We start from the raw sequence: 25,336 nt of genomic DNA, 5'->3' as shown, positions 1-25,336 counted from the left end.
CGATGAGCGCGCAAGGTCAGCAGAGAACAGACGCATTCGTCCAGATGACTGCCGCATTCGGCCGTGCGCGTGCCCGGATGACGCGCAGCCTCGCGCGGCTCGCGGACCGGCACGCCAATTTCGTCGAGAAGCACGGCGAGCGCGCCAGCCTCGACGACATTGCATCGGTCCTGCCGAGCCTGCGCGAACGGCTCGAGAGGCTCGAGGGCAAGAAGGTTACGCCTGCCGTCGCTGCGAGCGCATACCGCATCGCGAGCGATGTGAACTCGGCGATCCTCGACAAGCGCATCCTCGAAGATGTCGCCGAGGAAGCGAGCGATGCGCCGGCCGGAGAGAGGGAAGCAGGCGAGCTGCTCTCCGCGCTGCAGGATGTGTCCACCTCGCACGATGCGCTGATAACCGCCTGCGACGCGCTTGACGATGAATTCGACGACGAAAACGAAACAGGAGAAGAGAGTATGGCCAGTTCCCCCAATTCGCAGGGCGCAGCCTCGCGTCCCGGCGGCACGATCCGCCTTTCGGGCAATGCCCGCTCGCAGGTGAAGGGCAATACCGTCACCAGCCAGCTCATCTCCAGCCTCGACCGGCTCGGACTGCCGCACAGCTACGGCACGCTCGAGCTGGACGACGACGAGGATGGCCGGCTGACCGACCAGCTCATCCGGGCGCTGAGCGACCGCTTCGAGATCGTCGACACCGAAAGCGGCACGCGCGTGCGCACCCGCCAGCGTCCGGTCGGCGGCTTCCGCACGCCGTCCGAAGCGCTTTCCGGGCGTATCGCCGTCGATGCGCAGGCGATCGCTTTCGCAACCGACCAGCTGGCCGTCATCCTCGACGGGGTCGAGAACCAGGTGCGCTTCGTCGAGCGGCCCGGTATTGCCGGCGGCGCACCGCGTTCGCGGCGCCTCGTTGACCGGCGGCTGGACGAGATCGCCACGCTCGCTGCATCGCCGCAGGGCATTCCGGCAGGGCAGGCGAACGTCAAATCGCGCCAGCTCGCCCGTGAAGTGCTCGAATATCTCGCGGCCATCGGGATCGATGTCGATGCCGACGTCGATTGCATGTGCGGCCAGAAGGACGAACCTTTTGACTGCGATGACGTGACCATCGACCAGGGCGCGGTTGTGCGCGAGGAGCTTCGGTCCGAGGTGGTCGACGCGGGCAGGGTGGTCAATTCGATCCACCGCCGCCTGCAGCGCGCAGCCTGCTGCCGGAGCGTTGCCGAAATCGGCTACCGCCTTGAACGCTCGCTCGAACGCGCGATGTTCACTGCGCGCGCCACGCTCGACCAGCTCGGCAGCGTCGAGATGGCCGATACGCTCAACCTGTGGGAGAGCACAGATATCAAGGTGCCCGACAGCTGCGGCAGCTACGAGAGCCTCGGCAACGGGCTCGCCGATGCGATGACCTGGCTGATCGATGTGAGCCAGCCCTTCGTCGAGGGCGACCGCGAAGTCGAACAGCTCGGGCGGCTCGCGATGGACGGGCTCGCGAACGAACTCGAACTGATCGCCACCGTGCTTCGGGCCTGTGCCGGCAAGCTGTCCGAGTTCGATCTCGAAGGCACCGCCGAAGACATCGCCGAGAACACCTCGGGCCTCGCAGTCATCACCGCAAAATGCGCCGAATTCGCGCACCGGCTGGGATCCTGATCCCCCGCTTCACGCAATCAAGGAGTCGAGACAATGAGCCACGAAGAAGAAGGCCCGATCCCCACGCTCGATGAGTACAACGCGCTCATCGCCAAGCTGGAAGAAGTGCGTGCGCAGCTGGTGCGCGATGCGCGAGACGAGCTGTCGGTCACGCCCAACAGCGAGATTATCGCTGAATGGATTTCCGGCGCCAACGCGCTGCTGTCCCAGGCGGCGGATTTCGACGGCCCGGAGGACAACGGCTTTTCCAACATGATCGGCCTTGGCGACCATATCGCCGAGACGGTCGGGGAAACTCCGCCGCCGGTGCTGGTGCCGAACTACGACAATGCCGTGCGCCGCGAACGCGTACGGGCGGTCGGCGACCTCTACTACATCTACCAGCACGAGCGCGCCGGTGTGTTCCGCGCGATCCTCAAGCTGCAGGCGCTGTTCCGCTCGGGCGAAGTGCGTCTGTCGGACGGGCCGGGTGCCATGGCGCTCTACCAGTTCGATCGCAAGCGGGTGCTGCGCTACACCGCGCGCGATCGGTTCTCGGCTTATCGCAAGGTCTTCGGCTACACCGATGCCAATGTCCCGCCGGGATCGCAGCCCAACACCGCGTTCCACGGGCTGCTCAGCAATTTCTGCGAACACGTGTCCCGCTTCTTCGGCGACAAGCGCGTCTCCGAGGTTCTGCGCCCCGATGGATCGCGCGAGACCTTCGGCAGCATGGCGGTCGTTCGCCGCGCGGGACTGGACCTGCGCCACAACCTCAAGCAGGTCAGCTACGGCCATATCGCCGTGCTGCGCAGCGAGGTGATGATCCTGCTGCGCGAGGCCTTCGAGATCCTCGGCGCGAGCGATATCGTCAACCTGTTCGGGGCGGACAATGGATGGGACGTGCTGGAGGAAATCCAGAAGCGCTACCTCTCCGAAACGTCGAACGCCTCGCAGCGTAGCCGCCTCGCGATGTCGGGCCGCAATATCCTCGCTTGGCTGGCGGAGGATCACCTGCTGACCAATGTCCGGATCGACTTCGAAGCGTTCCTCGAAGGTATCATCGACGACTGCGACGACTGGCGGACCAGCGCGGAATCGGTCGGCCTTGCAATCCTCGATAAGAAGCCGCAGGGTAATGTAATACCCATGAAAAGAAGTGGGTAGAGGTTAGTTTTGTTAACCCGGGTCGCAGCTTTTTACTAAAGAATTGGGCGGGTGATCGTGGCTAACGTATTAAAGTATAGGGAAGAGGGCGACCAGCCCGGCGATTCGCCACGGTCTCCATTTGCCGATGTCCGGCCGGTTTCGATTGCGGAAATCGAGCCGGAGTCGGCACTCGACGAGATACTGACTCCGCGCGAATGCGAAGTCGCTTTCGGAGTTTACGAAGGCCTCTCGAACAAGGAAATCGCCCGCTCGCTCGAGATTAGTCCCTGGACCGTTTCCAGCCACCTGCGCCAGGTCTTCGCCAAGCTGGGCATCACCCGCCGGATCGAACTGTGCCGCCTGTGGCACCAAAACGCTGCGAAATCGCAGTTCGACTGATCCGCCGCGCTTCCGTTTCACTCTGCCACTAAAAAATTGCCGGATCGGATAGGGGCCGATATGCTCGCCCCCGAGTCCGGACCGACGCCCCCCGTCTGCCGGATCAAAGAACATCCGGGAGAGAGAGATGACCAAGACCTACCAGAACCTGATCGATGGCGAACTGGTTTCGACCGACAGCACGCTCGAAGTCGTGAACCCGGCGAACGAGGACGTGATCGGCCTCGTACCGTCGTGCGGCAAGGACGAGCTCGACCGTGCGGTCGCCGCTGCGCGCCGTGCGTTCAAGACCTGGTCGAAGAAACCGATCGAGGAACGCCGCGCGGTCATCATGCAGATTTCCGGCATCATCAAGGAAAACGCCGACGAGCTGCACCGCCTCCTGACGAGCGAGCAGGGCAAGCCGCACCAGCAGGCGATGGGCGAAATCCTCGGCGCTTCGGCGATGGCCGGTGCGCAGGCGACGCTCAATCTCGAAGAGGAAATCACCGAGGACAGCGACACGCGCCTCAGCCGCACGCGCCGCGTGCCGGTCGGCGTGGTCGGCGGCATCGTGCCGTGGAACTTTCCGGTCATGATGGCGATGCAGAAGATCGCTCCCGCCATGCTCTCGGGCTGCACCATCGTGCTCAAGCCCTCGCCCTTCACTCCGCTCGCGACGCTGCGTCTCGCCGAGCTGATCAAGGACGTGGTGCCGGCCGGCGTGGTCAACATCATCACCGGCCCGGACGAGCTCGGCCCGATGATCACCAGCCATCCGGATATCGACAAGATCACCTTCACCGGCTCGACCGCGACCGGCAAGAAGATCATGGAAGGTGCCTCGAAGGACCTTAAGCGCATCACGCTCGAGCTGGGCGGCAATGACGCCTCGATCGTCCTGCCCGACGTCGATGTCGAGAAGGTTGCCGAGCAACTGTTCTGGTCGAGCTTCCAGAACGCGGGCCAGGTCTGCGTCGCTGCCAAGCGCGTCTACATCCACGAAGACATCTACGACGACCTGTCGAAGGCGATCGCGGAATACGCCAAGACCGTGAAGGTGGGCGACGGTTCGCAGCAGGGTACCGGTGTCGGCCCGATCCAGAACAAGAAGCAGTACGAGCGCGTCCTCGAGCTGATCCAGGACGCGAAGGACAGCGGCTACCAGTTCCTGCTCGGCGGCGAGGGCGGCGATCCTTCGGGCACGGGCTACTACGTGCCGATCACCATCCTCGACAATCCGCCGGAAGACGCGCGCATCGTCGCCGAAGAGCAGTTCGGCCCGGTCATGCCGCTGATGAAGTTCTCCAGCGAGGACGAAGTCATCGAGCGTGCGAACAACAGCGAATACGGCCTTGCCGGTGCTGTCTGGACGAAGGACACCGAGCGCGGCGTGAAGATCGCCGAGCAGCTCGAAACCGGCACTGTTTGGGTCAACGAATTCATGCAGCTTTCGCCCTTCGCACCGTTCGGCGGGCACAAGCAGTCGGGCTTCGGTGCCGAATACGGCAAGGAAGGCCTGCTCGAATTCACCTACCCGCAGGTCATCACGCTGAAGCGCGACGCTGCAGTCTGATCTGATTGAAAGCTAGTCGAGGGCGCGGGTCACGATGTGGCTCGCGCCCTCATCGTTTTGGCTTCCATCCCGTCGGCGTCCTGCAGGCGGCGCAGTTCGGTCTCGACCCGCTCGACCTCGCTCGCGGCCATCACCGCGACGACGGCCCCGCCGAAACCGCCGCCGGTCATGCGAGCCCCGCCTTCGCTGCCGATCAGGCCCTTGAGCCGCTCGACCAGCCGGTCGACCTGCGGGTGGCTGTTCTCGAACAGGTCGCGGTGCGACATGTGGCTTTCCTTCAGCAGCCGACCGAAGGTGGCGAGATCGGCAGCGCGCAGGGCGGTTGCGGCATCGCGGACGCGGGCAATCTCCTCGATCACGTGGCGCGCGCGCATTTCGGTCTCGATGTCGAGGTCTGCCGCATCGAGCATCGCGATTGTTGCATCGCGCAGGGACGCGACGCCCATCGCCTCTGCCGCGCGTTCACACTGGGCGCGGCGGGTGTTGTACTCGCCATCGACCAGTCCGCGCTCGACACCCGACTGGACGATCAGCACCGCCCAGTCTTCGGGCAGCGGGATATTTTCGTAAGAGAGGTCGCGGCAGTCGAGCAGCATGGCATGATCCGGCTTACCCGCAGCCGACGCCATCTGGTCCATGATCCCGCAATTGACCCCGGCATAGCGATGCTCGGTCGCTTGGGCTGCGCGAGACAGCTCTTCCGGCGAAATCTCGGTGCCAGCGAGGGCCGCAAGCGCGCGACCGATGGCGATTTCGAGCGATGCGGAGGAGGACAGTCCGGTCCCCTGCGGCATGTCGCCCGCGATGGCGAGACGGCATCCGCCGGTTACGATGCCGGCCTCGGCGAGCATCGCGACCATTCCGCGAAAGTAGGCCCGCCAGCCTTCGCCCGACGCCGGCACTTCACCTGCCGGGAAGCTGTCGATTTCCTCGCCGAAGTCCACCGCGACCGCCTCGACTATTCCGTCCAGCGGTCCGAACGCGACGGCGGTCCCGACGCCGAGCGGCATGGGCAGGACGAGACCGTCGTTGTAGTCGACATGGTCTCCGATGAGGTTCACTCGTCCGGGCGCGAAAGCGACCCCTTGCGGGGCAGTGCCGAAATGCCGCTCGAACACAGCACGCGCGGTTTCGACCGCCTCGCTCATCAGATCGCCACGGCGCGCAGGCGCTCGGCAGCCTGCTCGGGCGTCAGGTCGCGCTGGATTTCGGCGAGCAGTTCATAGCCGACCATATGCTTGCGCACCGTCGCGGAGCGCAGCAGCGGCGGGTAGAAATGCGCGTGCAGCCGCCAGTGGCCCGTGTCCTCGCCCAGCACATGCGGCGCGCCGTGCCAGCCCATCGAATAGGGAAAGGCGGTCTCGAACAACCCGTCGTACCGGCGCAGCAGACTGCCGAGGATTTCGGCCAATGCGCTCCGGCTGTCGCTCGACATTTCCTCGAGCCGCCTCACCGGATCGCGCGCGACCAGCAGCGTTTCGAACGGCCACGCGGCCCAGTGCGGGACGAAGGCGGCCCAATGCGCATTGCTCTCGACCATCCGCTCGCCATCGGCGATTTCGCTTGCGAGAACCTCGTCCAGCAGGGGCTTGCCGCGTGTGGACAGGTGCTCTCGCTGGCGCGTCTCTTCCTGCGCCAGTCCCTGCGGGATGAAATCGCTCGCCCACAGCTGCCCGTGCGGGTGGGGGGAGGATGCGCCCATCATCGCGCCGCGGTTCTCGAAAATTTGCACATGCGTCCATTTGCGGCCAAGCTCTGCCGATTGGTCGCACCAGCATTCGACGACTGCCTCGCGCTGGGCATCGCTCATGCGGGAGAGCGACAGCGAGTGGTCGGGCGCGAAACAGATGACCCGTGCCTCGCCGCGCGCTGGCGTCTCCTCGAACAACGGGTGTGTGTTTACGCTCTCGACCTGGTCTTCGAGCAGCGCGGGAAAGTCGTTCGGGAAGACCCAGGTGCCTTTGTAGTCCGGGTTGAGCTTGCCGCCCGCCCGTTCATTGCCGGGGCACAGGTAGCAATCTGGATCGTGAGCGGGGAGCTCGTCGGGCGCAGGTGTCGAAATCTCGCCTTGCCACGGGCGCTTGGCGCGGTGGGGCGAGACGAGCACCCATTCGCCGGTCAGCAGGTTGCGCCGCCGGTGCGGGGCGTCGCGCATCTTCATTTCAGCGTTTCCAGACCGCGAGTTCGTCCTCGCCGCCGCGAGCGATCTGTCCCTTGGTGCCGACCGGTTCGTGGATGCCATCGGTGAGGAAAGCGATGGTCGCCTCGTCGTCGGGCGGGACCGAGGCGAGGGTGCGCTTGCCTTCCGGGGTGCGCGCCACGATCACGCCCGAGCGAGGCGAACCGTCGCGGCGATAGTGGACCGTGTAGGTTTCGATCGTGGCGGGGCCGGCGTAGTCCTCGTCAAGCTCCGGCACTTCGCCGCGCAGTGCATCGGCCTGCGCCTGCCGGTCGAAATCCTGCGGGAAGCTGCACCCGGTCGGCTCGGAGGAGAGCAGGACCGCGTGGTTGTGCGTCGCATAGCCGCCATTCGCAAACAGCAGGCCCTTGCCGCCCTTGGCGCGCAGCACGTCGACCATGCTGGCAACCGCGTGGCTCATGTAATTGCCGATCGGCCCGCCGCCGAAGGTCAGCCCGCCGAAGACGGTCGCAGGCTTGTCGAGCGGCCATCCCAGCACGCGCCGCGCCATCTTGGGGACACAGGGGAAGCAGGAATAGAGCTCGACGAAATCGAGATCGTCGGCGGTGACATTGTTGGCAGCCATGGCTTCGCTGATCGTGACCGACAGGCTGGGCGAGCCGGTGTAGCGATCGCGGTGCAGGAAGTTGGTGTCCTCTTCCGCGGCAGCGCCGTAGCCGATGTGGATGATCGCATCGTCGTTCACGCCTCGCCGCTGCGCCTCGGCGAGCGAGGTGACGATGAAGCCCGCCCCCTGGTTCACGCTCGAATTGGCGACCTGCAGCTTGGTGTAGGGAAAGGCGATCGGGCGGTTGTTCTCATCGGGCGTGACCACATCGCCAGGAGATACGGACTTGCGGATCCACGCTGCATCGTTGGTCGCAGCGACTTCGGAGAAATGCGACCAGATCGTGCCGCTTTCGGCCTGCGCCTCGGCAAGCGATTGCTTCCATTCGGGCCGGGTCGCATTTTCGTAGAGCGGGTAGACATCGGTCGGGACGACGAGGCCATAGCTTTGCGCATAGCCCTTGCGAATCCGGTGGGTCGCATCGCGCAGGGCATTCGGCTTCTTCTCGCTCGCAGCCGCCTTTGCCGCTTGAAGCTGCCCCGCCGTCCGCAGCGCCTCGCCGCCGACGATCGCGCAAATGCTCGCTTCGCCCGAGGCGATCCTGTTCGCCGCCTCGCTCAGCAGCCGGGTGGGGCTGTCGCCATGCGGCGGGGTTTCGACCTTGTGGGCAGGGGCAATGCCTAGCTTCTCGACAAGCTTGTCGGTCACGGGATTGAGGTGCGGCCAGGCAATCTGGCCGATGATCGACAGGCTGTCGCAATCGGCCAGGAAACCGCCGCCCGCATCGTCGTCAGCCTTGCGCAGCGCGGCTGCCATCAGCCCGACCGGGTCGAGCCCGTCGTCTGGCGTGGCCGGCCGGTCGTTGACCTGGCCGACACCGACGATCACCGGAATGTGCGCGGCATCCTGTTCCATCTGCATGTAATCTCCCAAATTCTCGCCCGTTGTGCTGGCGAGGAATGGCCTGCGGGTCAATCGCGATTGGCATGCAGCGGCCATTGTCCTAGACCGCGAATGGGCGGGACGTTGGGAGAAATGCGATGGAATCCATCGGCGCCGACCTTGAGGTCATGCCGCGCACCCCGCTCGCCGACAGCCACGTCGCCGCGATAAAGAAGATCGCAACTGAGCGCGGCTACGCCAAGGGCGACATGGTGGCGGAAGTGGGCGAGCCGATGGACCGGTTCGTCTATGTCATCGAAGGCGAAATCGAGGTGGTCGACCCCTATTCGGGCGAGCGCCTGATCGAATCGAGCCTCGGCCCGACGCAGTTCATGGGCGAGCTCGCCTTCCTCAATGCCGGCAGCCACACGCTCCCCATGCGCGCGGCCAAAGACACGCGCACGCTGGAAGCGCCGCGCGAGGACATGCTGAAGCTGATGTCCGAGATACCCGAGATGTCGGACCATATCCTCACCGTGTTCTCGGCCCGGCGTCGCAAGCAGTTCGAGGACCATCGCAGCTCGATCAAGCTGGTCGGGGCGGAGCAGGACGGCGCGGTCCAGCAGGTCGCGAGCTTCCTCTCGCGCAATCGCATCCCCTACCAGTCATACGCGCTCGACGGGACGGACGATGAAAGCGCGCGGCTGTGCAATCTCTCCGACCACACCCCATCGGTCGTGTTCGACAAGGACCAGCTCGTCGAGGATCCGACGCCGCGCAAGATCGCGCAATTGCTCGGACTCGACCTCGATATCGAGCAGGATGCCGATTTCGACGTGCTGATCGTCGGCGGCGGCCCGGCAGGGGTAGCAGCAGCGGTCTATGCCGGGGCGGAAGGGCTGTGCGGGCTGGTGATCGAGGATACCGCGATCGGCGGGCAGGCTGGCACCTCCAGCCGGATCGAGAACTACATGGGCTTTCCGACCGGCATCTCCGGCGCGGACCTGACCTATCGCGGGCAGATCCAGGCGATGAAATTCGGAACCCGCTTCGCCATGCCGCGCCGCGTCGAAGGCTTGGAAAAGCGCGACGACGGCACGTTTTGCGCAACGCTCGACGACGGGCAGGAAGTATGCGCCAAGGCGGTGCTGGTGGCGACCGGCGTGCAGTATCGCAAGCTACCGCTCGAAGGGCGCGAGGATTTCGAGGGGGCGGGGATCTATTACGCCGCGACCGACATGGAAGCACGCTTCTGCGCGAGCAAGCCGGTGGTGATCATCGGCGGCGGCAATTCGGCAGGGCAGGCGGCGATGTATCTCTCGCGCCAAGCACATCACGTCCACATCCTCGTGCGCGGCGACAGCCTGGCGGATTCGATGTCGTCCTACCTCACCCAGCGGATCGAGGCGGACGATGCGATCACCATCCACTACAATACGGAGGCGAAGGCCCTGCATGGCGAGGGCATGCTCGAAGCGGTGACGCTGGAGACGCCCGACGGCGAGGAGAAGATGGACTGCGGGGGGCTGTTCATCATGGTCGGCGCCGCGCCCAATACATGCTGGCTGTCCGGCCTCGTCGATCTCGACGAGCGGGGCTTCGTGAAGACCGGGAAAGATGCCGGGCGCGCCTCGCCCTACCAGACTTCGACCGATGGCATCTTTGCAGTCGGAGACGTGCGCGCCGGATCGGTCAAGCGCGTCGCTTCGGGCGTCGGCGAAGGCTCGGTGGTGGTTTCCGCGATCTGGAACCACGTCAACGGGCGCAGCGAGATGGCCTGACCGCGCCCGTCGTGGTGTAACGGCTTAGTCGACGAAGTCGTCGACCCGCTCGACGATGATCGCCGGGGCCATGCCGCCGGCAGCGCACATGGTCACGAGGCCGCGCTTCTTGTCCTGGCGTTCGAGCTCGTCGATGATCGTGCCGATCAGGATCGAACCGGTCGCGCCGATCGGGTGGCCGAGGGCGATCGAGCCGCCGTTCACGTTCACATCGTCCCAGTCGAGTTCGAGGTCACGCACGAATTTCGCCGCAACGACCGCGAAAGCCTCGTTGATCTCCCACAGGTCGATGTCGTCCTTGGTGAGACCGGCCTTCTCGAGCACGCGCTTCGCTGCCGGGACCGGGGCATTGAGCATCAGCGTCGGATCGTCGCCCATGTTGGCGGTCGCAACGATGCGGGCGCGCGGCTTGAGGCCGTGCTTCTGGCAGTATTCCTTGCTCGCGACGAGAACTGCGGCAGCGCCGTCGACCACGCCCGAGCTGTTGCCCGCGTGGTGGAAGTGCTTGATCTCGAGATCGGGGTACTTCTGGTTGACGAGGCTGCGGAAGGTCGTGCCGCTCGGGTCGAGCGGAACGTCCGCGATCTTGGTGAAGGCGGGCTCGAGCTCGCCGAGACCTTCGAGGGTCGTCTGCGGGCGCGGATACTCCTCACGGTCGAGAATGACGTTGCCGTCATCGTCCACCACCGGGACGACCGACTTGTCGAAACGGCCTTCCTCGATCGCCTTCGCCGCGCGCTGCTGGCTGCGATAGCCCACTGCGTCGAGTTCCTCGCGGGTGAAGCCTTCCATGCTCGCGATGGCATCGCCGCACACGCCCTGATGGCTTTGCGGGTGCACCTTCTGCAGGCGCTCGTTGTAGCTGCCCATCATCGGCGGCTTGATGCCGGCCTGCATCTTCTCGCGCGACATGGCCGCGGTCAGGCTCATCATTTCGGTGCCGCCGGCGACGACGCAGTCGGCCATGCCCGACATGACCTGCGCTGCGGCGAGATTCACCGAAGTGATGCCGCCGCCGCAGAAGCGGTCGAGCGTCATGCCCGAACTCGTCACGTCGTAGCCCGCATCGAGCGCGGCCATGCGGCCCATGTCGCCCGCCTGCATGCCGTCCTGCGTCGAAACCGACCAGATCACGTCGTCGACGGTCTTGGTGTCGAGATTGTTGCGGTCCTTGATGGCCTTGAGCACGGTTGCGGCCAGGTGCTGCGGGTGCTGGTCGGCCAGCGCGCCCTTGCCCTGCTTGCCGATCCCTCGCGGAGTGCGGGCTGCATCGATGATATAGGCTTCGGCCATCTTGGTATCCTCTCGCTTGATGTCTTTGCGGTTGACGTATCCGTAAACCTTGGCCAGCAATGCGGCAAGACAGGTTTCAAATGAAAATCGGAGAGGATTTCATGAGCGAAGAGCTGCTGACCGAAGAGCGCGACGGTATTCTGATCATCACGATCAACCGTCCCGAGGCGAAGAACGCGATGAACAAGGCTGCGGCCGAGGGGATCGCAGCGGCGCTCGACCGCCTCGACTCGGACGACAATCTTCGCGTCGGCATTCTCACCGGCGCAGGCGGCACCTTCTGCTCGGGCATGGACCTCAAGGGCTTCCTGCGCGGCGAGTCGCCGAGCATCGAAGGCCGCGGTTTCGGCGGCATCACGCAGAAAGGCCCGGTCAAGCCGATCATCGCGGCGGTCGAAGGCTATGCGCTTGCAGGCGGCATGGAACTGATGATCAGCTGCGACCTCATCGTTGCCAACAAGGACGCGAAGTTCGGCATTCCCGAAGCCAAGCGCGGCCTGGCTGCCGCTGCCGGTGGCCTGATGAAGCTTCCGCGCATGATCCCGCAGAAGATCGCGATGGAGCTGGCGCTGACCGGCGACTTCATCGACACCTCCCGCGCTTACGAGCTCGGCCTGCTCAACCGCGTGACCGACGGCTCGGCGCTCGATGCAGCGATCGAACTGGCCGGCAAGATCACCGCCAACGGCCCGATCGCGGTTCGCGTTTCGAAGCAGATCGTCGTCGAGTCGGGCGGCTGGAGCCAGGACGAGATGTGGGACAAGCAGTCGGCGCTGCTGCCGCAGGTCTTCATGTCGGAAGATGCGCGTGAAGGCGCTGCCGCCTTCGCCGAAAAGCGCGCCCCCAACTGGAAGGGCAAGTAATGGGCGGCCCGCTAACCGGGCTGCGCATCGTCGAATTCGCCGGGATCGGGCCGGGCCCGTTCTGCGGGATGATGCTGGCCGACCACGGTGCAGAGGTCATTCGTGTCGATCGCGCAAGCGGCAGCCGCGGCGGCTCGCAGCCGGTCACGACCAAAGACGTGCTCGCCCGCGGTCGCAAGTCGATCGCATTGAACCTCAAGACCGAAGAAGGCGTCGCTCTCGCCCGCAAGCTCGCGGCCAGTGCCGACGGCATCATCGAGGGCTTTCGCCCGGGCGTCATGGAGCGCCTCGGCCTCGGCCCCGACGAGCTTTTGCAGGATAATCCGAAGCTCGTTTACGGCCGCATGACGGGTTGGGGCCAGACCGGTCCCTACGCGCCCTATGCCGGGCACGACATCAACTACATCTCGCTTGCCGGCGCGCTCGCCCATTATGGCCGGGCTGGCGGCAAGCCGACCCCGCCGATCAACATGGTCGGCGATTTCGGCGGCGGCGGGATGATGCTGGCATTCGGCATGGTCGCCGCGCTGCTCAATGTCGCTCGCGGCGGCGAAGGGCAGGTGATCGATGCCGCCATGACCGATGGCACCGCCGTCCTCATGAGCATGATGCATGGCATGAAGAACATGGGCGTCTGGTCGGAAGAGCTGGGCGTGAACCTGCTCGATACCGGCGCGCATTTCTACGACACCTACGAGACCGCCGACGGCAAGTTCATCTCCATCGGCAGCATCGAGCCGCAGTTCTACGCGGAGCTTCGGCGTCTTGCGGGGCTGGAGGAAGACAGCGCCTTCGATGCGCAGCACGACCGCAGCCAGTGGGGCGCGCTCAAGGACAAGCTCACTGCGCTGTTCAAGAGCAAGACCCGCGAGGAATGGAACGCGATCATGGAGCACACCGACGTCTGCTATGCGCCGGTGCTGACCATGAGCGAGGCGGCGCAGCACCCGCACAATGTCGAACGCCAGACCTTCATCGAGGTCGGCGGCGACACGCAGCCTGCGCCCGCTCCGCGCTATAGCGGCACGGCCAATGCCGATCCCGCCCCGGCCCCGATGCCGGGCGACGATACCGACGCGATCCTCGAATCGCTCGGCATCGCACAAGACGAACGCACTGCCCTGCGCGATGCAGGGACGGTGGCCTGAGAGGAAGACGACCCATGCTCGATATGAGTACCCGCACCGCCTACAACGAAGACCACGACATGTTCCGCGACACCGTGCGCAAGGTGTTTGCCGAACACCTTGCGCCGCACATGGACGAGCATGAGGAAAAGGGCATCGTTCCGCGCGAAGTGTGGAAGGCGTGCGGCGAAGCGGGACTGCTGTGCCCGACCGTCTCCGAAGAGAACGGCGGCCTCGGCCTCGACTTCGGCTACAATGCCGTCGTCGCCGAGGAACTGAGCTATCTCGGCTCGTCCGCAGGCTTCACCCTGCAGAACGACATCACGGCCAACTATTTCGAGCGTCTCGGCAGCCCCGAGCAGAAGGCGAAATACCTCCCGGGCATGGTCACGGGCGACGTCATCACCGCGATCGCCATGACCGAACCGGGGGCGGGTTCCGACCTCCAGGGCATTCGCACCACAGCCAAGGAAGACGGCAACCACCTCGTCATCAACGGCTCGAAAACCTACATCACCAACGGCCAGAACGCCGACGTTGTGATCGTGGTCGCCAAGACCGACCCGACCATGGGCGCGAAGGGCACCAGCCTGATCCTCGTCGATGCCGACACGCCCGGTTTCGAGCGTGGCCGCAACCTCGACAAGATCGGCCAGCATTCGGCGGACACGTCGGAGCTGTTTTTCAACGACGTGCGCGTGCCGAAGACCAACATGCTCGGCGCGGAAGGCATGGGCTTCATCCACCTGATGGAGGAACTGCCGCAGGAACGCCTGTCGATCGCCATCGGCTGCCAGGCGAGCGCGCAGCGCGCCTTCGACGAAGCGGTCAAGTTCACCAAGGAACGCGCCGCATTCGGCAAGACCGTGTTCGAATTCCAGAACACCAAGTTCACCCTAGCCGACCTCAAGGCGGACCTGCAGGTCGGCTGGGCGCATCTCGACTGGGCTCTCACCCGCCACCTGCAGGGCAAGCTGACCACCGGCGAAGCCTCGGCCGCCAAGCTGTGGCACACCGAGATGCAATGGAAGGTCATGGACGCCGCGCTCCAGCTGCACGGCGGCGCAGGCTACATGAACGAATATGCGGTCGCCCGCCTGTGGCGCGATGCCCGCGTGACCCGCATTTTCGGCGGCACGAGCGAGATCATGAAGGAAGTGATCAGCCGCGAGATCTAGGCGATGAAGTCCTTCACCTCCGCGACGAAATCCTCGAAGCGGTCGTGATGGACCCAGTGACCGGCGCGGTCGTAGTCGGTCACGCTGACATTGTCGCCGAAGTGCTTGATGCGCCCGTCCTTGACGGGGTTCGAAGCCCAGCTGTCGTTGCCGTAGATCATCCGCGTGGGGCAGCTGATGCGACCCCATAGCTCTTCGAGCTGCTCATGCGTCAGGTCGTCCGGCGGCCATGCGTGCAGGTGCGGGTCGAATTTCCAGCTCCAGGTGCCGTCCTCGTTGCGGATCGCACCATTGCGGGTGAGATGCTCGGCCTGTTCGCGGCTGAGGTAGCTGTTCGCCTCGTGCATCCGGTCGAGCGCGTCCTTGAAGCTCGCATAGCGCTTGGGCATGCGCGACGATGCGTCGCGTTTCTTGTCGATCCATTGCTTGCGATGCTCGTACCACGGCGTTTCGGCCATCTTCTTCATGACCTTGGGGCTGGGGCCGAGTCCCTCGATCGAGACGAGCTTGCGAACGTTTTCGGGATAGAGCCCCGCATAGCGAGTCGCGATATTTCCGCCGAGCGAGTGCGCGACGATGGTGACCGGCGCCAGTTCGAGCTGGTGGATCAGCTGCGCGAAGTCATAGACGTAGGACGAAATCTGGTAGGTGCCGGTATTGGTCCACTCGCTGTCGCCATGCCCGCGCAAGTCGGGGCAAATCACGTGCCAGTCGTGGCGCAGTTCTTCGGCGACCCAGTCCCAGCTGCGGCAATGATCGCGTCCGCCGTGCTGCAGGATCAGCGGCGGCGCATCGTGATTACCCCAATCGGCATAGTGCAACCGCGTGCGCTGGCTGATAAAACTCTGCGAAGTCGGACCGATCAGTTCCATGCAGGCCTTGGCCCCCTTGACGTATACGTAAATTCCCGTTGCGATCCGCTACCTAGCTGATACGCTGTCGGGCAACAAGAAAAGTGAGAGAGGATTCCCCCCAATGCCGGTTATCGATGTAGCCCCGCCCGAGTTCATGCAGGACGAAGAGATTGCCATCTTCGCCGACGCCGTGGGCAAGTTCTACAAGCAACATGCCCCGCAGAAGCGCGTCGAGAAATGGCGCGAAGACGGCCAGGTGGAGCGCGACTTCTGGCGCGAGGCCGGCCAGGCGGGCCTGCTCGGCGTATCCGTGCCGGAGGAATACGGCGGCCACGGCGGCGACTTCCGCCACGACATGGTCGTGCTCGACCAGCAGTCGAAGCACGAGGTCGACGGTTTCGCGGCGAGCCTGCACAACACGATCATCCTGCCCTACCTCGTGCGCCACGGCACGGAGGAGCAGAAGAAGAAATACCTGCCCAAGCTGGTTTCCGGCGACCTCGTCAGCGCGATCGCGATGACCGAGCCGGGCGTCGGCTCCGACCTCCAGTCGATCACCACCACCGCGCTGAAGGACGGCAACGGCTACCGGATCAACGGTGCGAAGACCTACATTTCGAACGGCCAGACGGCGGACTTCATCGTCGTCGTCGCGAAGACCGATCCGAACGAGCGCGCCAAGGGCATCTCGCTCATGCTGCTCGAGACGGAAGGCGCCGAGGGTTTCCAGCGCGGCAAGAAGCTCGACAAGATCGGGCTCGACGCGGCCGATACGTCGGAGCTGTTCTTCGACAACGTCTTCGTGCCTGCCGAGAACGTGCTCGGCGGCGTGGAGGGCAAGGGCTTCTACCAGCTGATGGGCGAACTCCCGCAGGAACGCCTCGTCATCGCCATGGGTGCCGCGACCGGCATCGAGAAGGCGCTCGAGACGACCATCGACTACGTCAAGAACCGCAAGGCGTTCGGCCAGACGATCTGGGACTTCCAGAACACCCAGTTCGTCCTCGCCGACCTCAAGGCACGCGGCACTGCGGCGCGCGTGTTCGTCAACGACTGCATCGCCAAGCTGCTGAAGGGCGAGCTCGACGTCGCCACCGCCAGCATGGCGAAATACTGGCTGACCGAACTGCAGGGCGAAGTCGTCGACAAGTGCCTGCAGCTCCACGGCGGCGCGGGCTACATCAACGAGTACCCGATCGCGAAAATGTACCGCGATGCGCGTATCACGCGCATTTTCGGCGGCTCGAACGAAGTCATGAAGATGCTGATCGCCCGCTCGATGTAAGCGGGCCTACGCGCCTCAGACAGGCGCGTAGTCGGGGAAATTGGAGGCGCAGGCGGCAAGCATCGCCTGCGCCTTTTCCTTGTCCGCAACCTGCGCCTGCGGCGGGGCGGGCTGCATTTTCGCAGGCGGCGGGAAAGTGCCGTAGCCCGCGAAGAGGCAATGCCAGCTGAGGCTCGCATAGGTCGGCTGCCTGGAAATCTCGGCAGCGGTTTGCGCGATGTCCTTGTGCGTGAACCAGGCGGTCATCATCGCCTTGAGGCTGTCCGACAGAGCGTCGTTGCCCGCATTGTCGCGCCAGAACTGCGAATCGGTTCGTTGGTTGAGGCGGTAATGCGCGACGATGTAATCGCGGATCCCCTCGTAGCGCGCTGCGATCGAAGCGTTGAATGCATCGCGGTGCTTGGGCGTGAACCCTCCGGCCTCATAGGCGCGCGCGAATTCGAGCGCGGTGACGATCACGATATGCAGCGCGGTCGCCTCGAGCGGCTCGATAAAGCCCTGCGAGAGACCGGCGGCGAGGCAATTGCGGGTCCAGCTGTCGCGCACCCGGCCGACTTTCATCTGGAGGAAGCGCGCATCCTGCTCGCTGTCGGTCATCCCGATCGCCGCGCGCACTTCCGCCTCCGCGTCCTCGTCGGAGATGTAGCGAGAGGAATAAACGTAGCCATTGCCGACCCGCGTTGTGAGCGGGATCGACCAGCGCCAGCCGGTCGACATGGCAACGGCCTCGGTCTGCGGCGTGACGGGAGCGCCATGTTCGGTAGGCATGACGACGGCGCGGTCGGCGAAGAGGTTCTCGCCGAAGGATAGAAACTCCGCTCCGAGTGCCTGCTGCGCGATGATCGAGCGGAAGCCCGAGCAATCGACGAACAGCTCGCCCTCGATACGCTCGCCGTTTTTGCAGACAAGGGCTGCGACGTCGCCGGCATCGTCCAGTTCGACATCGGCGACCCGCCGGTCGAGATGTTCGACACCGCGCGCCGTCGCCCATTCGCGCAGGAACGCGCCGAGCTTGTGGGCATCGAAGTGGTAGCCGTAGCTTTGCGGGAACGGGAAGTTCGCAGACGGATGCGGGCCCTTGCGCTCGTCTGCGAGCTTTGCCGCGAGGAACCAGTCGTCGGGATGGGCAGGCGCCTCGAACCCGCGCCGGGCGAGCGCGCAATTATGGACGAACTGTGGTTCGCTATGCAGGTCGACCGGGCCGGGGAAGGGGTGGAAATAGCTCTCGAACCCCTCCCGTTCGCTCCACCCGGTGAAGCGGATGCCCAGCTTATAGGTGGCGTCGCAGGCGGGCATCCACTCCGTCTCGTCGAGGCCGAGATGGTCGAAAAAGGCTTTCAGCTGCGGTGTCGAGCCTTCGCCGACCCCGATGATCCCGATGTCGGAGCTCTCTACGACCGTGACCCGGCCGCCCCGCGCACCCCATTCGTGGTGGAGCAGGCAGGCGGTAATCCAGCCTGCGCTGCCGCCACCAAGGACGACGATATGGGGAGGTTTGGGCTCGCTCACTTGTCGAGCGGTATCAGCCTCACCGCGAAGCCGCCACCCGGGGCCATGACGAGCTCGAGTGTGTCGCCCGCGCCGAGCATGCGAGCCTCGATCACGATGTCGAACCGCGCATCGCCTTCGAAGTGCGCATTGGCGCCATCGCGGTAGATCTCCGCGCGGTAGGTCTTGCCCGCATCGAGGAAGGAGAGATCGACCGCGACCGTGCGCCCCGCCTCGTCCGCAGCGCCGCCGAGATACCATTCGGCGCTGTTGCGGTCCTTGCGCGCGATGACGACGTATTCGCCGACTTCCGCTTCGAGCACGTGGCTTTCGGACCAGTCCGCCGGCACTGTCTTGATGAACTGGAAGGCCTCGGGATGCTCGGCATAATGCTCGGGCAGGTCGGCAGCCATCTGGATCGGCGAATAGATCACGACATATTCGGCGAGCGCGCGGGCCTGCGTCATCTGCAGCGGCTGGCCGCGCCCTTCGAGGCTGAGCACGCCGGGCGTGTAGTCCATCGGGCCGGACAGCATGCGGGTGAAGACCATGGTGGGGACATGGCTCGGCCCGTTCGGCGGAACGCCCCATGCGTTGAATTCCATCCCCCGTGCGCCCTCGCGGCTGACCCAGTTGGGATAGGTGCGGCGCAGGCCCGTGTCCTTGACCGGCTCGTGCGGGTTCATCGCGATACGACGCTTGGCGGCCTCCTCGATGACCTTGAGGTGATGGCGCTGCATCACCTGGCTTTCGGTGCATTCGCGCGTTTCCCGGCCGTCGGGATGGACATAGCGCAGGTTGCAGGCATCGGTGACATAGCCGCTCTTGATCGTCTTGACCCCGCGTGCGGCCATCAGGTCGAGCCCGGCTTCGAGCTGCGCCTCGTAATTGCCGACATCGCCGCTGGTTTCGTGGTGGCCGACGATCGGCACGCCTTTCTCGGCGGCGTAGCGGGCGAGTTCCTCGAAATCGTAATCGGGATAGCTCTGAGTGAAGCTGAAGAGATTGCCGTTGAAGAACCAGTTGCCGTCCCAGCCGATGTTCCAGCCTTCGACCAGCACGCCTTCGAAGCCGTTTTCTGCCGCGAAATCGATGTAGCGTTTCACGTTCTCGGTCGTCGCGCCGTGCTTCGGACCCGAACCCCAGCTTTCCTCGTCGAGGTGGAGCGACCACCATACGCCGACATATTTGTGCGGCTTGAACCACGACACGTCGCCCAGCTTGTTCGGCTCGTTAAGGTTGAGCTCGATATCGCTCATCGCGAGGCTGGCGGCATCGTCGCTGATGCGGATGGTACGCCAGGGGGTTGCGAAGGGAATGTCGCGCACGGCGCGCGCCGCGCTCGATCCGGTCGGGGCGAGCGTCGCGCGGAAATTTGCGCCGGTGGTCCGCTTGACCCACATACCGGCGAAATCGACCAGCGCCGCTTCGTGGATCGCGACGTGGACGCCGTTCTCCATGCGAAAAGTGAGCGGGGTATGCGCCAGCGACACCGCGCTGATCGGCGTTTCCTCGTAGAGATATTCGTAGCGGTTCCACTCGCCGCCGGGGATCCACCATGCGCTGCCGTCGGCGGCGAGGTTGAATTCGGTCAGCTCGTCCGCGACGCGCAGCGTTTCGCCCATGCTCGCATCGTCGAACAGGTAGCGGAAGCCGATTGCGTCGTCGAACACGCGGAAGGTCACGCCGAAGCGGCGCTTCTCGTCGCTGTCTTCCTCGAAGCGGACCGTCAGCTGGTTGTGATGATCGCGCACGAACTGACGCTCGCCCCAGGGCTGTTCCCAAGTGGAATCGTGGCTTGCAGCTTCGGCCGAGATGATCGCCAGCCGGCGTTCGAGCTTGTCCTGGTCGGTCAGCAGGAAACCGAGGCGACTTTCGCCGAGTACCGGCTCTCCGTCGAGATCGACGCGGTAGAACGGGCGGCCCTCGCCATTGGTGTCGACCGTTACGGTGATGCGCCCGTCGGGCGAGGTGACGACCTCTTCGGCCCATGCCACGGGCACGAGGCCGACGATAACGAGAAGGGCGAGCAGCAGTCTGGAAAGGCTCATTGTTCGATCACCAGTGCACCATAGGGGGGAAGGGCGGTTTCGCTCGCGCCGTTGACGGAGAGGAGGATGCGGCCTTTCATATCTTGCCGGGCCGGCTGCGGAGTGAGGTTGAAAAGGCAGGTAACGCGCTGCCCGTCCGCCTCGCGCTCGATAGCGAGCAGGCCATTGCCCGCACGGCAGGAGACGACCTTGCCGTGATGGAGGGCCGGGTTCGCATTGCGCAGCGCGATCGCTTCCTTCGTAAACGCGAGCATGCTCGCATCGTCCTCGCCCTGCCGGTCGATGGCGCGGGCGAGGTTCGCCTCGCTCAGCGGGAGCCAGGGCTGGCCCTGCGTGAAGCCGCCGAACTCGTCCTGCGTGTTCCACGGCAGGGGCGTGCGCACGCCGTCGCGTGAAAGCGTAAGCGGCCAGTTCGCGATCGCCTCGGGATCCTGCAGCAGCTCGAACGGGATATCGTCCTGCTCGAGTCCGAGTTCTTCGCCCTGGAAGATTATGATGTTGCCGCGCAGGCAGGCGAGCAGCGCCATCTTGAGCCGCGCAAAGGCATCCATGTGTTCCGGCGCGCACCAACGCGAAACGGCGCGCGGCGCATCGTGGTTTTCGAACGCCCAGCTAGGCCAGCCAATGCCATCCTCGTCCGGCCATTCGGCAAGCGCGGAGCAGACGAGTTCTGGCGTCAGTTCATCGGCATAGAGGAAGTTGAAGCCATAGGCCGAGTTGAGATGGGTATCGCCCTGCGTGAAAGCCTTCATCTCGCGCTCGGCATCCTCGCCGCCGACTTCGGCAACGGTGAAGATGCCCTCGTATTCGTCGGTCACCGCGCGAATGCGTGCGATGAAATCTGGGATGTCCGGATGCGACTGGTTGTGGATGCGGCGCTGGAAGTCGAACGGTCTCGTGCGCGGCTTGCCATTGTCGGGGGCAGGCGGATTGTCGCGCAGCTGCGGGTCGTGCATCGCGAAATTGAGCGCGTCGATCCGGAAACCGTCGACCCCGCGTTCGAGCCAGAAGCGTGTGACTGCGAGGATCGCTTCCTGCACCGCCGGATTGTGCATGTTGATCTGCGGTTGGCTGCTCAGGAAGTTGTGCAGGTAATACTGGCCGCGCCTGGCATCCCATGTCCAGGCGGGCCCGCCGAAAACCGATTGCCAGTTCGAGGGCGGCGACCCGTCGGGCTTGGCATCGGCCCACACATACCAGTTGGCCTTGGCGTTGTTCTTGCTCGACCGGCTCTCGGCGAACCATGGGTGCTCGTCCGAGGTGTGCGAATAAACCTGATCGATCAGGACCTTGAGGCCCAGATCGTGCGCGCGCGCGACCAGCGCGTCGAAATCGGCCAGCGTGCCGAAGATCGGATCGACATCGCAGTAATCGGCCACGTCGTAGCCGAAATCCTTCATCGGGCTGGTGAAGAAAGGCGATATCCAGATCGCGTCGACGCCGAGCTCGGCGACATGGTCGAGGCGCGAGGTGATGCCCGGCAGGTCGCCGATGCCGTCGCCGTTCGAATCCATGAAGCTGCGCGGATAGATCTGGTAGATCGTCGCGCCGCGCCACCATGGCGCGTTGCCGGACTTGCCCTCGGCTGTCTGGAGGCGGGTCATGCGGTTCATTCGGCGGTCTTCGTCACTTTGCACACGGCCCAGCCGAATGCGGGAAGGTCGAGCGCGAGGCTGCCGGGCGCGGCGACCTCGCGCGGGCAGGTACCGGCCAGCGTCTCGAGACCGCGCGCCTCGTAACCGATGCGGCTATGCGTCGTCAGGCGCTCCGGCGAGGTGTTGAAGGCGAGTAGGTACTCATCGCCCGTTTCCGGGTCGAAACGCGAGACGCTGAACAGGCCGGGCTCAAGGTGATAGCTGCGCACGACCTGCTTCCCACGCGAGAGCGCCGGATGCGCCTTTCGCACGGCTGAAAGCTCCGCGATCAGGCGGTAGAGCGGGTGGCCGGTGTCGAAGTTCTCGCTCGCAGTGGTCGCTTCGGTGCCGATCAACGCGTTGTCGTTGTAGCTGTCGGTGACGCTTGCGAACATGTCCTCGCGCGCGGCCTGGTCGTTGCCGTCGCCGACGAAGCCCTGCTCGTCGCCATAATAGACGACCGGGCTGCCACGCAGGGTCAGCAGCATCGCATGGCCGAGCTTCACGCGGGCGAGCAATTCGTCCTGCGAGATGTCGGGCAGGCGCTGTTTGATGAGGGTCGAGAAACGGCCCATGTCGTGATTGCCGAGGAAGGTCGGCATGGTGCGCGCCGCTTCCTCGCCGCCTTCATAAAGCACGTCGCCGTCGAACATGTGCGTCATGACCTCGGGCGGGGCCTGCCCGCTGACGGCGAGCGTCACGGCGTACTGGAAAGCGAAGTCGAGCACGGCGGGAAAGCCGTCGCGGCGTGTGTATTGCGCGATGTAGCCGCTATCGGGCGAGTCCTTGTAGACCTCGCCGAAGATGTGGAAGTTAGGGATGCCCTGCTCGGCGGCGATGCGGCGCATTTCGGGCACGAATGTCTGCCAGAACTCCGGATTTACATGGCGAGCCGTGTCGATGCGGAAGCCGTCGATGCCGGTTTCGCGGATCCAGTCGCCGTAAATCTCGATCATGCCTGCAAGGACACGCGGATGTTCGGTGAAGAGATCGTCCAGCCCGACGAAATCGCCGAAACGGCTGCTCTCGCCGCTGAAGGTCGTATCGCCGCGGTTGTGGTAATAGATCGGATCGTTGAGCCAGGCGGGGACCTTGATGTCCTTCTCCGCCGCAGGAACAACCGGCGTGTAGGCCGAGCCTGCATCGGTCAGTCTGGCGAAGTTTTCCTTGGTGCGAACCTCGTCGCCGAGGAAGCCCTCGTTGATCGGCGCACCGTCGACGCCCAGCTTGCGCGAATAGGGAAACTCTGCGCGGTCGCGGTAAACGTAGCCCGTCTCGTCGCCTTCCTTGTAGCGGATGACGTCGGCGGTGTGGTTGGTGATGATGTCCATATAGACCTTCATCCCGCGCGCATGAGCCGCGTCGACGAAGGCCTTGAACTCGGCGCGCGTGCCGAAGTGGCTGTCGGGCCGGGTGAAGTCGGTCACCCAATAGCCGTGATAGCCCGCGCTCTCGTTGCCCTTTGGTCCCTGCACCGGCTTGTTCTGGAAGATCGGCGCGAACCAGATTGCGGTCACGCCAAGCCCTTCGAGATAGTCGAGGCGCTGCGTCAGACCCTTGAGGTCGCCTCCGTGGAAGAAGCCCTTGTGGGTAGGGTCGAAACCGCTGACGAGCGGCTCGTCCTCGTATCCGCCGAGATCGTTCGACGTGTCGCCGTTCTCGAAGCGGTCGGGCAGCACGAAATAGACGATTTCCTCTTCCGGAGCGCGATCGCGGAAGCTCGGCGCTTCTTCCTGCGGGTGCGCGAGCGCAGGCTGCGACAGGGCAAGGGCGACGAGAGACGCGGCGAAGGGGAGGGCGCGTTTCATCAGGCGGATTTCCTCTGGTCTTGCGGTGCGCAATAGGCGCGCAGGAATTCGATGTGTCCGGGCATGTCGGCAGTGAGGCGCTCGATGCCCTGTTCGATTTGGGCGAGCATTTCGGCCAGCTGGTCATCACCCATGCCATCGGCGGCCGGGTGCCAGCTCTCGGGCACGATGCCTTGGCCGACGAAAACTTGCAGCCAGCCGGGCTCGGTGAAGAGCTCTTCGTGCTCGCGATGGATGTAGCCACCGGCGCGGAACTGTTCGACCTTGGCGGTAAGCGTATCGGGCAGCTCCATCGCGCGGCAAAGGTCCCAGAAGGGTTCGCCCTCGCGGCCGTTCGCCCAGTAATGCAGGATCAGGAAGTCGCGGATGCGCTCCCATTCGAAGCTTGCCTGGCGATTGAATTCCTCCGCGATCGCGGGTTCGACCTGCTTGCCGGGAAGCATTTGCAGGAAGCGGGCGATCGAGCTCTGGATGAGGTGGATGCTGGTCGATTCCAGCGGCTCCATGAAACCTGCCGATAGCCCGATGGCGAGGCAATTGCCGACCCAGTGCTTCTGGCGCGTTCCGGTGGTGAAGCGAAGCTGGTTGGGCTCGGCCTGCGGCTTCCCGTCGAGATTGGCGAGGAGTATGTCGAGCGCTTCTGCGTCCTCCATGAACTCGCTGCAATAGACATGACCGTTGCCGATGCGGTGCTGAAGCGGGATGCGCCATTGCCACCCGGCCTTGCGCGCGGTGGAACGGGTGTAGGGCGTGAAGTCGCCCCTGGTTTCGCATGGCACGGCGATAGCGCGGTCGCAGGGGAGCCAATGCGTCCAGTCGTCGAAGCCGGTCCCAAGCGCCTCGCCGAGGAGCAGGCTGCGAAAGCCGGTGCAGTCTATGAAGAAGTCGCCTTCGATCGTCCGGTCGTCGTCGAGGTGGATGGCGCTGATAAGCCCGCTATCGGGATGGCGCTCGACACGGGCGACCTTGCCCTCGATGCGCGTTGCCCCTGCGGCCTCGGAATAACGGCGCAGGTAGGCGGCATAGAGGCCCGCGTCGAAATGATAGGCACAGGGCATGTCCGGCGTGGGCTGGCCCGGCTGCTGGCGCCACATCTGCATCTTGAGCGCGCGGGCAGCCACTTCGTTGAGCGAATAGGCCGACAGGTCCTTGGCAAGACCCTCTGCCCGGGCACGCAGCCAGTACTGGTGGAAGGGCAGAATCCCGCGACCCTGACCGATATGCCCGAAGGCATGCATGTAGCGGCTGCCTTCGCCGTTCCATCCGGCGAACTCGATCCCGAGCTTGAAGCTGCCGCGGGTCTCGCGCAGGAACTCGGCCTCGTCGATGCCGAGCCCGGCATTGAACAGGCGGATCTGGGGGATGGTCGCCTCGCCCACGCCGACCGTGCCGATCGCATCGGATTCGACCAGTGTGACCTTGGCCTGCGTGAAGCGGACCAGTGCGGCTGCCGTCATCCAGCCGGCGGTTCCCCCGCCGACCACGACAATCGCCTGTCTGCCCTCTCCGCTCACGTCCTCTCCCCGGATCGATCCTGATCTTGCCCTATGTCGCCACAGGGCAAAACAATGGGGGCGGGTACAGGCCGTCTCGCATGGCCCGCAACCGCCC

General features: G+C 64.7%; 19 protein-coding genes. 9 read left to right on the top strand and 10 right to left on the bottom strand.

Features of this window, described 5'->3' with window-relative positions; all coding sequences use genetic code 11:
• The first annotated feature begins 2 nt into the window (after positions 1 to 2).
• From EO245_RS12750 to EO245_RS12735, 4 genes are all read left to right on the top strand, one after another.
• Positions 3 to 1,652 carry a hypothetical protein gene (locus EO245_RS12750; protein ID WP_128893282.1) on the top strand — a complete coding sequence of 550 codons (1,650 nt, stop codon included), beginning with the start codon at positions 3 to 5 and terminating at the stop codon, positions 1,650 to 1,652.
• A 33-nt stretch (positions 1,653 to 1,685) separates the two neighbouring features.
• A complete protein-coding gene (locus EO245_RS12745; protein ID WP_128893281.1) occupies positions 1,686 to 2,798 on the top strand; it encodes a hypothetical protein in 1,113 nt (370 codons plus the stop codon).
• A gap of 57 nt (positions 2,799 to 2,855) precedes the next feature.
• Entirely contained in the window at positions 2,856 to 3,179 is a 324-nt protein-coding gene (locus tag EO245_RS12740) for a response regulator transcription factor (protein WP_164931329.1), read from the top strand.
• Positions 3,180 to 3,306: 127 nt separating this feature from the next.
• Positions 3,307 to 4,734 carry an aldehyde dehydrogenase family protein gene (locus EO245_RS12735; RefSeq protein WP_128893279.1) on the top strand — a complete coding sequence of 476 codons (1,428 nt, stop codon included), beginning with the start codon at positions 3,307 to 3,309 and terminating at the stop codon, positions 4,732 to 4,734.
• A gap of 29 nt (positions 4,735 to 4,763) precedes the next feature.
• Here the strand turns inward: EO245_RS12735 and galK are convergent, their stop codons facing one another.
• Genes galK through EO245_RS12720 form a run of 3 tightly spaced genes read right to left on the bottom strand, consistent with a single transcriptional unit; the run spans position 4,764 to position 8,402 of the window.
• Positions 4,764 to 5,882, bottom strand: coding sequence for a galactokinase (gene galK / locus EO245_RS12730; protein WP_128893278.1), 1,119 nt, complete (start codon positions 5,880 to 5,882; stop codon positions 4,764 to 4,766).
• On the bottom strand, positions 5,882 to 6,895 hold the full coding sequence (locus EO245_RS12725) for a UDP-glucose--hexose-1-phosphate uridylyltransferase (protein WP_128893277.1): 1,014 nt from the start codon (positions 6,893 to 6,895) through the stop codon (positions 5,882 to 5,884). Before EO245_RS12725 ends, galK begins: the two co-directional genes overlap by 1 nt.
• A 1-nt stretch (position 6,896) precedes the next feature.
• A complete protein-coding gene (locus EO245_RS12720; protein WP_370246159.1) occupies positions 6,897 to 8,402 on the bottom strand; it encodes an acetyl-CoA acetyltransferase in 1,506 nt (501 codons plus the stop codon).
• A 119-nt stretch (positions 8,403 to 8,521) separates the two neighbouring features.
• On the opposite strand from EO245_RS12720, the gene EO245_RS12715 reads away from it, so the two are divergent.
• Positions 8,522 to 10,144, top strand: coding sequence for a cyclic nucleotide-binding domain-containing thioredoxin-disulfide reductase (locus EO245_RS12715; protein ID WP_128893276.1), 1,623 nt, complete (start codon positions 8,522 to 8,524; stop codon positions 10,142 to 10,144).
• Positions 10,145 to 10,168: 24 nt separating this feature from the next.
• Here EO245_RS12715 and EO245_RS12710 read toward each other — a convergent pair whose 3' ends face one another.
• Positions 10,169 to 11,437, bottom strand: coding sequence for an acetyl-CoA C-acetyltransferase (locus EO245_RS12710; RefSeq protein WP_128893580.1), 1,269 nt, complete (start codon positions 11,435 to 11,437; stop codon positions 10,169 to 10,171).
• A gap of 101 nt (positions 11,438 to 11,538) precedes the next feature.
• On the opposite strand from EO245_RS12710, the gene EO245_RS12705 reads away from it, so the two are divergent.
• From EO245_RS12705 to EO245_RS12695, 3 genes are read left to right on the top strand one after another with little or no spacing between them, the layout of a single operon-like run.
• Complete coding sequence (locus EO245_RS12705; protein ID WP_128893275.1) at positions 11,539 to 12,300, top strand: crotonase/enoyl-CoA hydratase family protein; 762 nt, start codon at positions 11,539 to 11,541, stop codon at positions 12,298 to 12,300.
• Positions 12,300 to 13,448 (top strand): CaiB/BaiF CoA-transferase family protein, encoded by a 1,149-nt coding sequence (locus EO245_RS12700; RefSeq protein WP_128893274.1) that lies wholly within the window; start codon positions 12,300 to 12,302, stop codon positions 13,446 to 13,448. The genes EO245_RS12705 and EO245_RS12700 overlap by 1 nt, the downstream gene beginning before the upstream one ends.
• A gap of 14 nt (positions 13,449 to 13,462) precedes the next feature.
• On the top strand, positions 13,463 to 14,605 hold the full coding sequence (locus EO245_RS12695; RefSeq protein ID WP_128893273.1) for an acyl-CoA dehydrogenase family protein: 1,143 nt from the start codon (positions 13,463 to 13,465) through the stop codon (positions 14,603 to 14,605).
• Here EO245_RS12695 and EO245_RS12690 read toward each other — a convergent pair.
• On the bottom strand, positions 14,602 to 15,477 hold the full coding sequence (locus EO245_RS12690) for an alpha/beta fold hydrolase (RefSeq protein ID WP_128893272.1): 876 nt from the start codon (positions 15,475 to 15,477) through the stop codon (positions 14,602 to 14,604). The genes EO245_RS12695 and EO245_RS12690 overlap by 4 nt on opposite strands.
• A gap of 103 nt (positions 15,478 to 15,580) precedes the next feature.
• On the opposite strand from EO245_RS12690, the gene EO245_RS12685 reads away from it, so the two are divergent.
• Positions 15,581 to 16,744: an acyl-CoA dehydrogenase family protein gene (locus EO245_RS12685; protein ID WP_128893271.1), complete on the top strand. Its 1,164-nt coding sequence runs from the start codon at positions 15,581 to 15,583 to the stop codon at positions 16,742 to 16,744.
• Positions 16,745 to 16,759: 15 nt separating this feature from the next.
• On the opposite strand, the gene EO245_RS12680 is transcribed toward EO245_RS12685, so the two are convergent.
• From EO245_RS12680 to EO245_RS12660, 5 genes are read right to left on the bottom strand one after another with little or no spacing between them, the layout of a single operon-like run.
• Entirely contained in the window at positions 16,760 to 18,253 is a 1,494-nt protein-coding gene (locus EO245_RS12680; RefSeq protein WP_128893270.1) for a tryptophan halogenase family protein, read from the bottom strand.
• Positions 18,250 to 20,283 carry a glycoside hydrolase family 97 protein gene (locus tag EO245_RS12675; protein WP_128893269.1) on the bottom strand — a complete coding sequence of 678 codons (2,034 nt, stop codon included), beginning with the start codon at positions 20,281 to 20,283 and terminating at the stop codon, positions 18,250 to 18,252. Before EO245_RS12675 ends, EO245_RS12680 begins: the two co-directional genes overlap by 4 nt.
• Entirely contained in the window at positions 20,280 to 21,896 is a 1,617-nt protein-coding gene (locus EO245_RS12670) for an alpha-amylase family glycosyl hydrolase (RefSeq protein WP_234026901.1), read from the bottom strand. Before EO245_RS12670 ends, EO245_RS12675 begins: the two co-directional genes overlap by 4 nt.
• On the bottom strand, positions 21,893 to 23,725 hold the full coding sequence (locus tag EO245_RS12665; protein ID WP_128893268.1) for an alpha-amylase family glycosyl hydrolase: 1,833 nt from the start codon (positions 23,723 to 23,725) through the stop codon (positions 21,893 to 21,895). Before EO245_RS12665 ends, EO245_RS12670 begins: the two co-directional genes overlap by 4 nt.
• Positions 23,725 to 25,239, bottom strand: a complete 1,515-nt coding sequence (locus EO245_RS12660) for a tryptophan halogenase family protein (protein WP_255416946.1) — start codon at positions 25,237 to 25,239, stop codon at positions 23,725 to 23,727. Before EO245_RS12660 ends, EO245_RS12665 begins: the two co-directional genes overlap by 1 nt.
• Positions 25,240 to 25,336 lie beyond the last annotated feature (97 nt).

Source organism: Erythrobacter sp. HKB08 (assembly GCF_004114695.1).
Lineage (GTDB): Bacteria > Pseudomonadota > Alphaproteobacteria > Sphingomonadales > Sphingomonadaceae > Parerythrobacter_A.
Note: the sequence above shows the minus strand (reverse complement) of the source record. Positions and strands in the feature narration are given on the sequence as shown.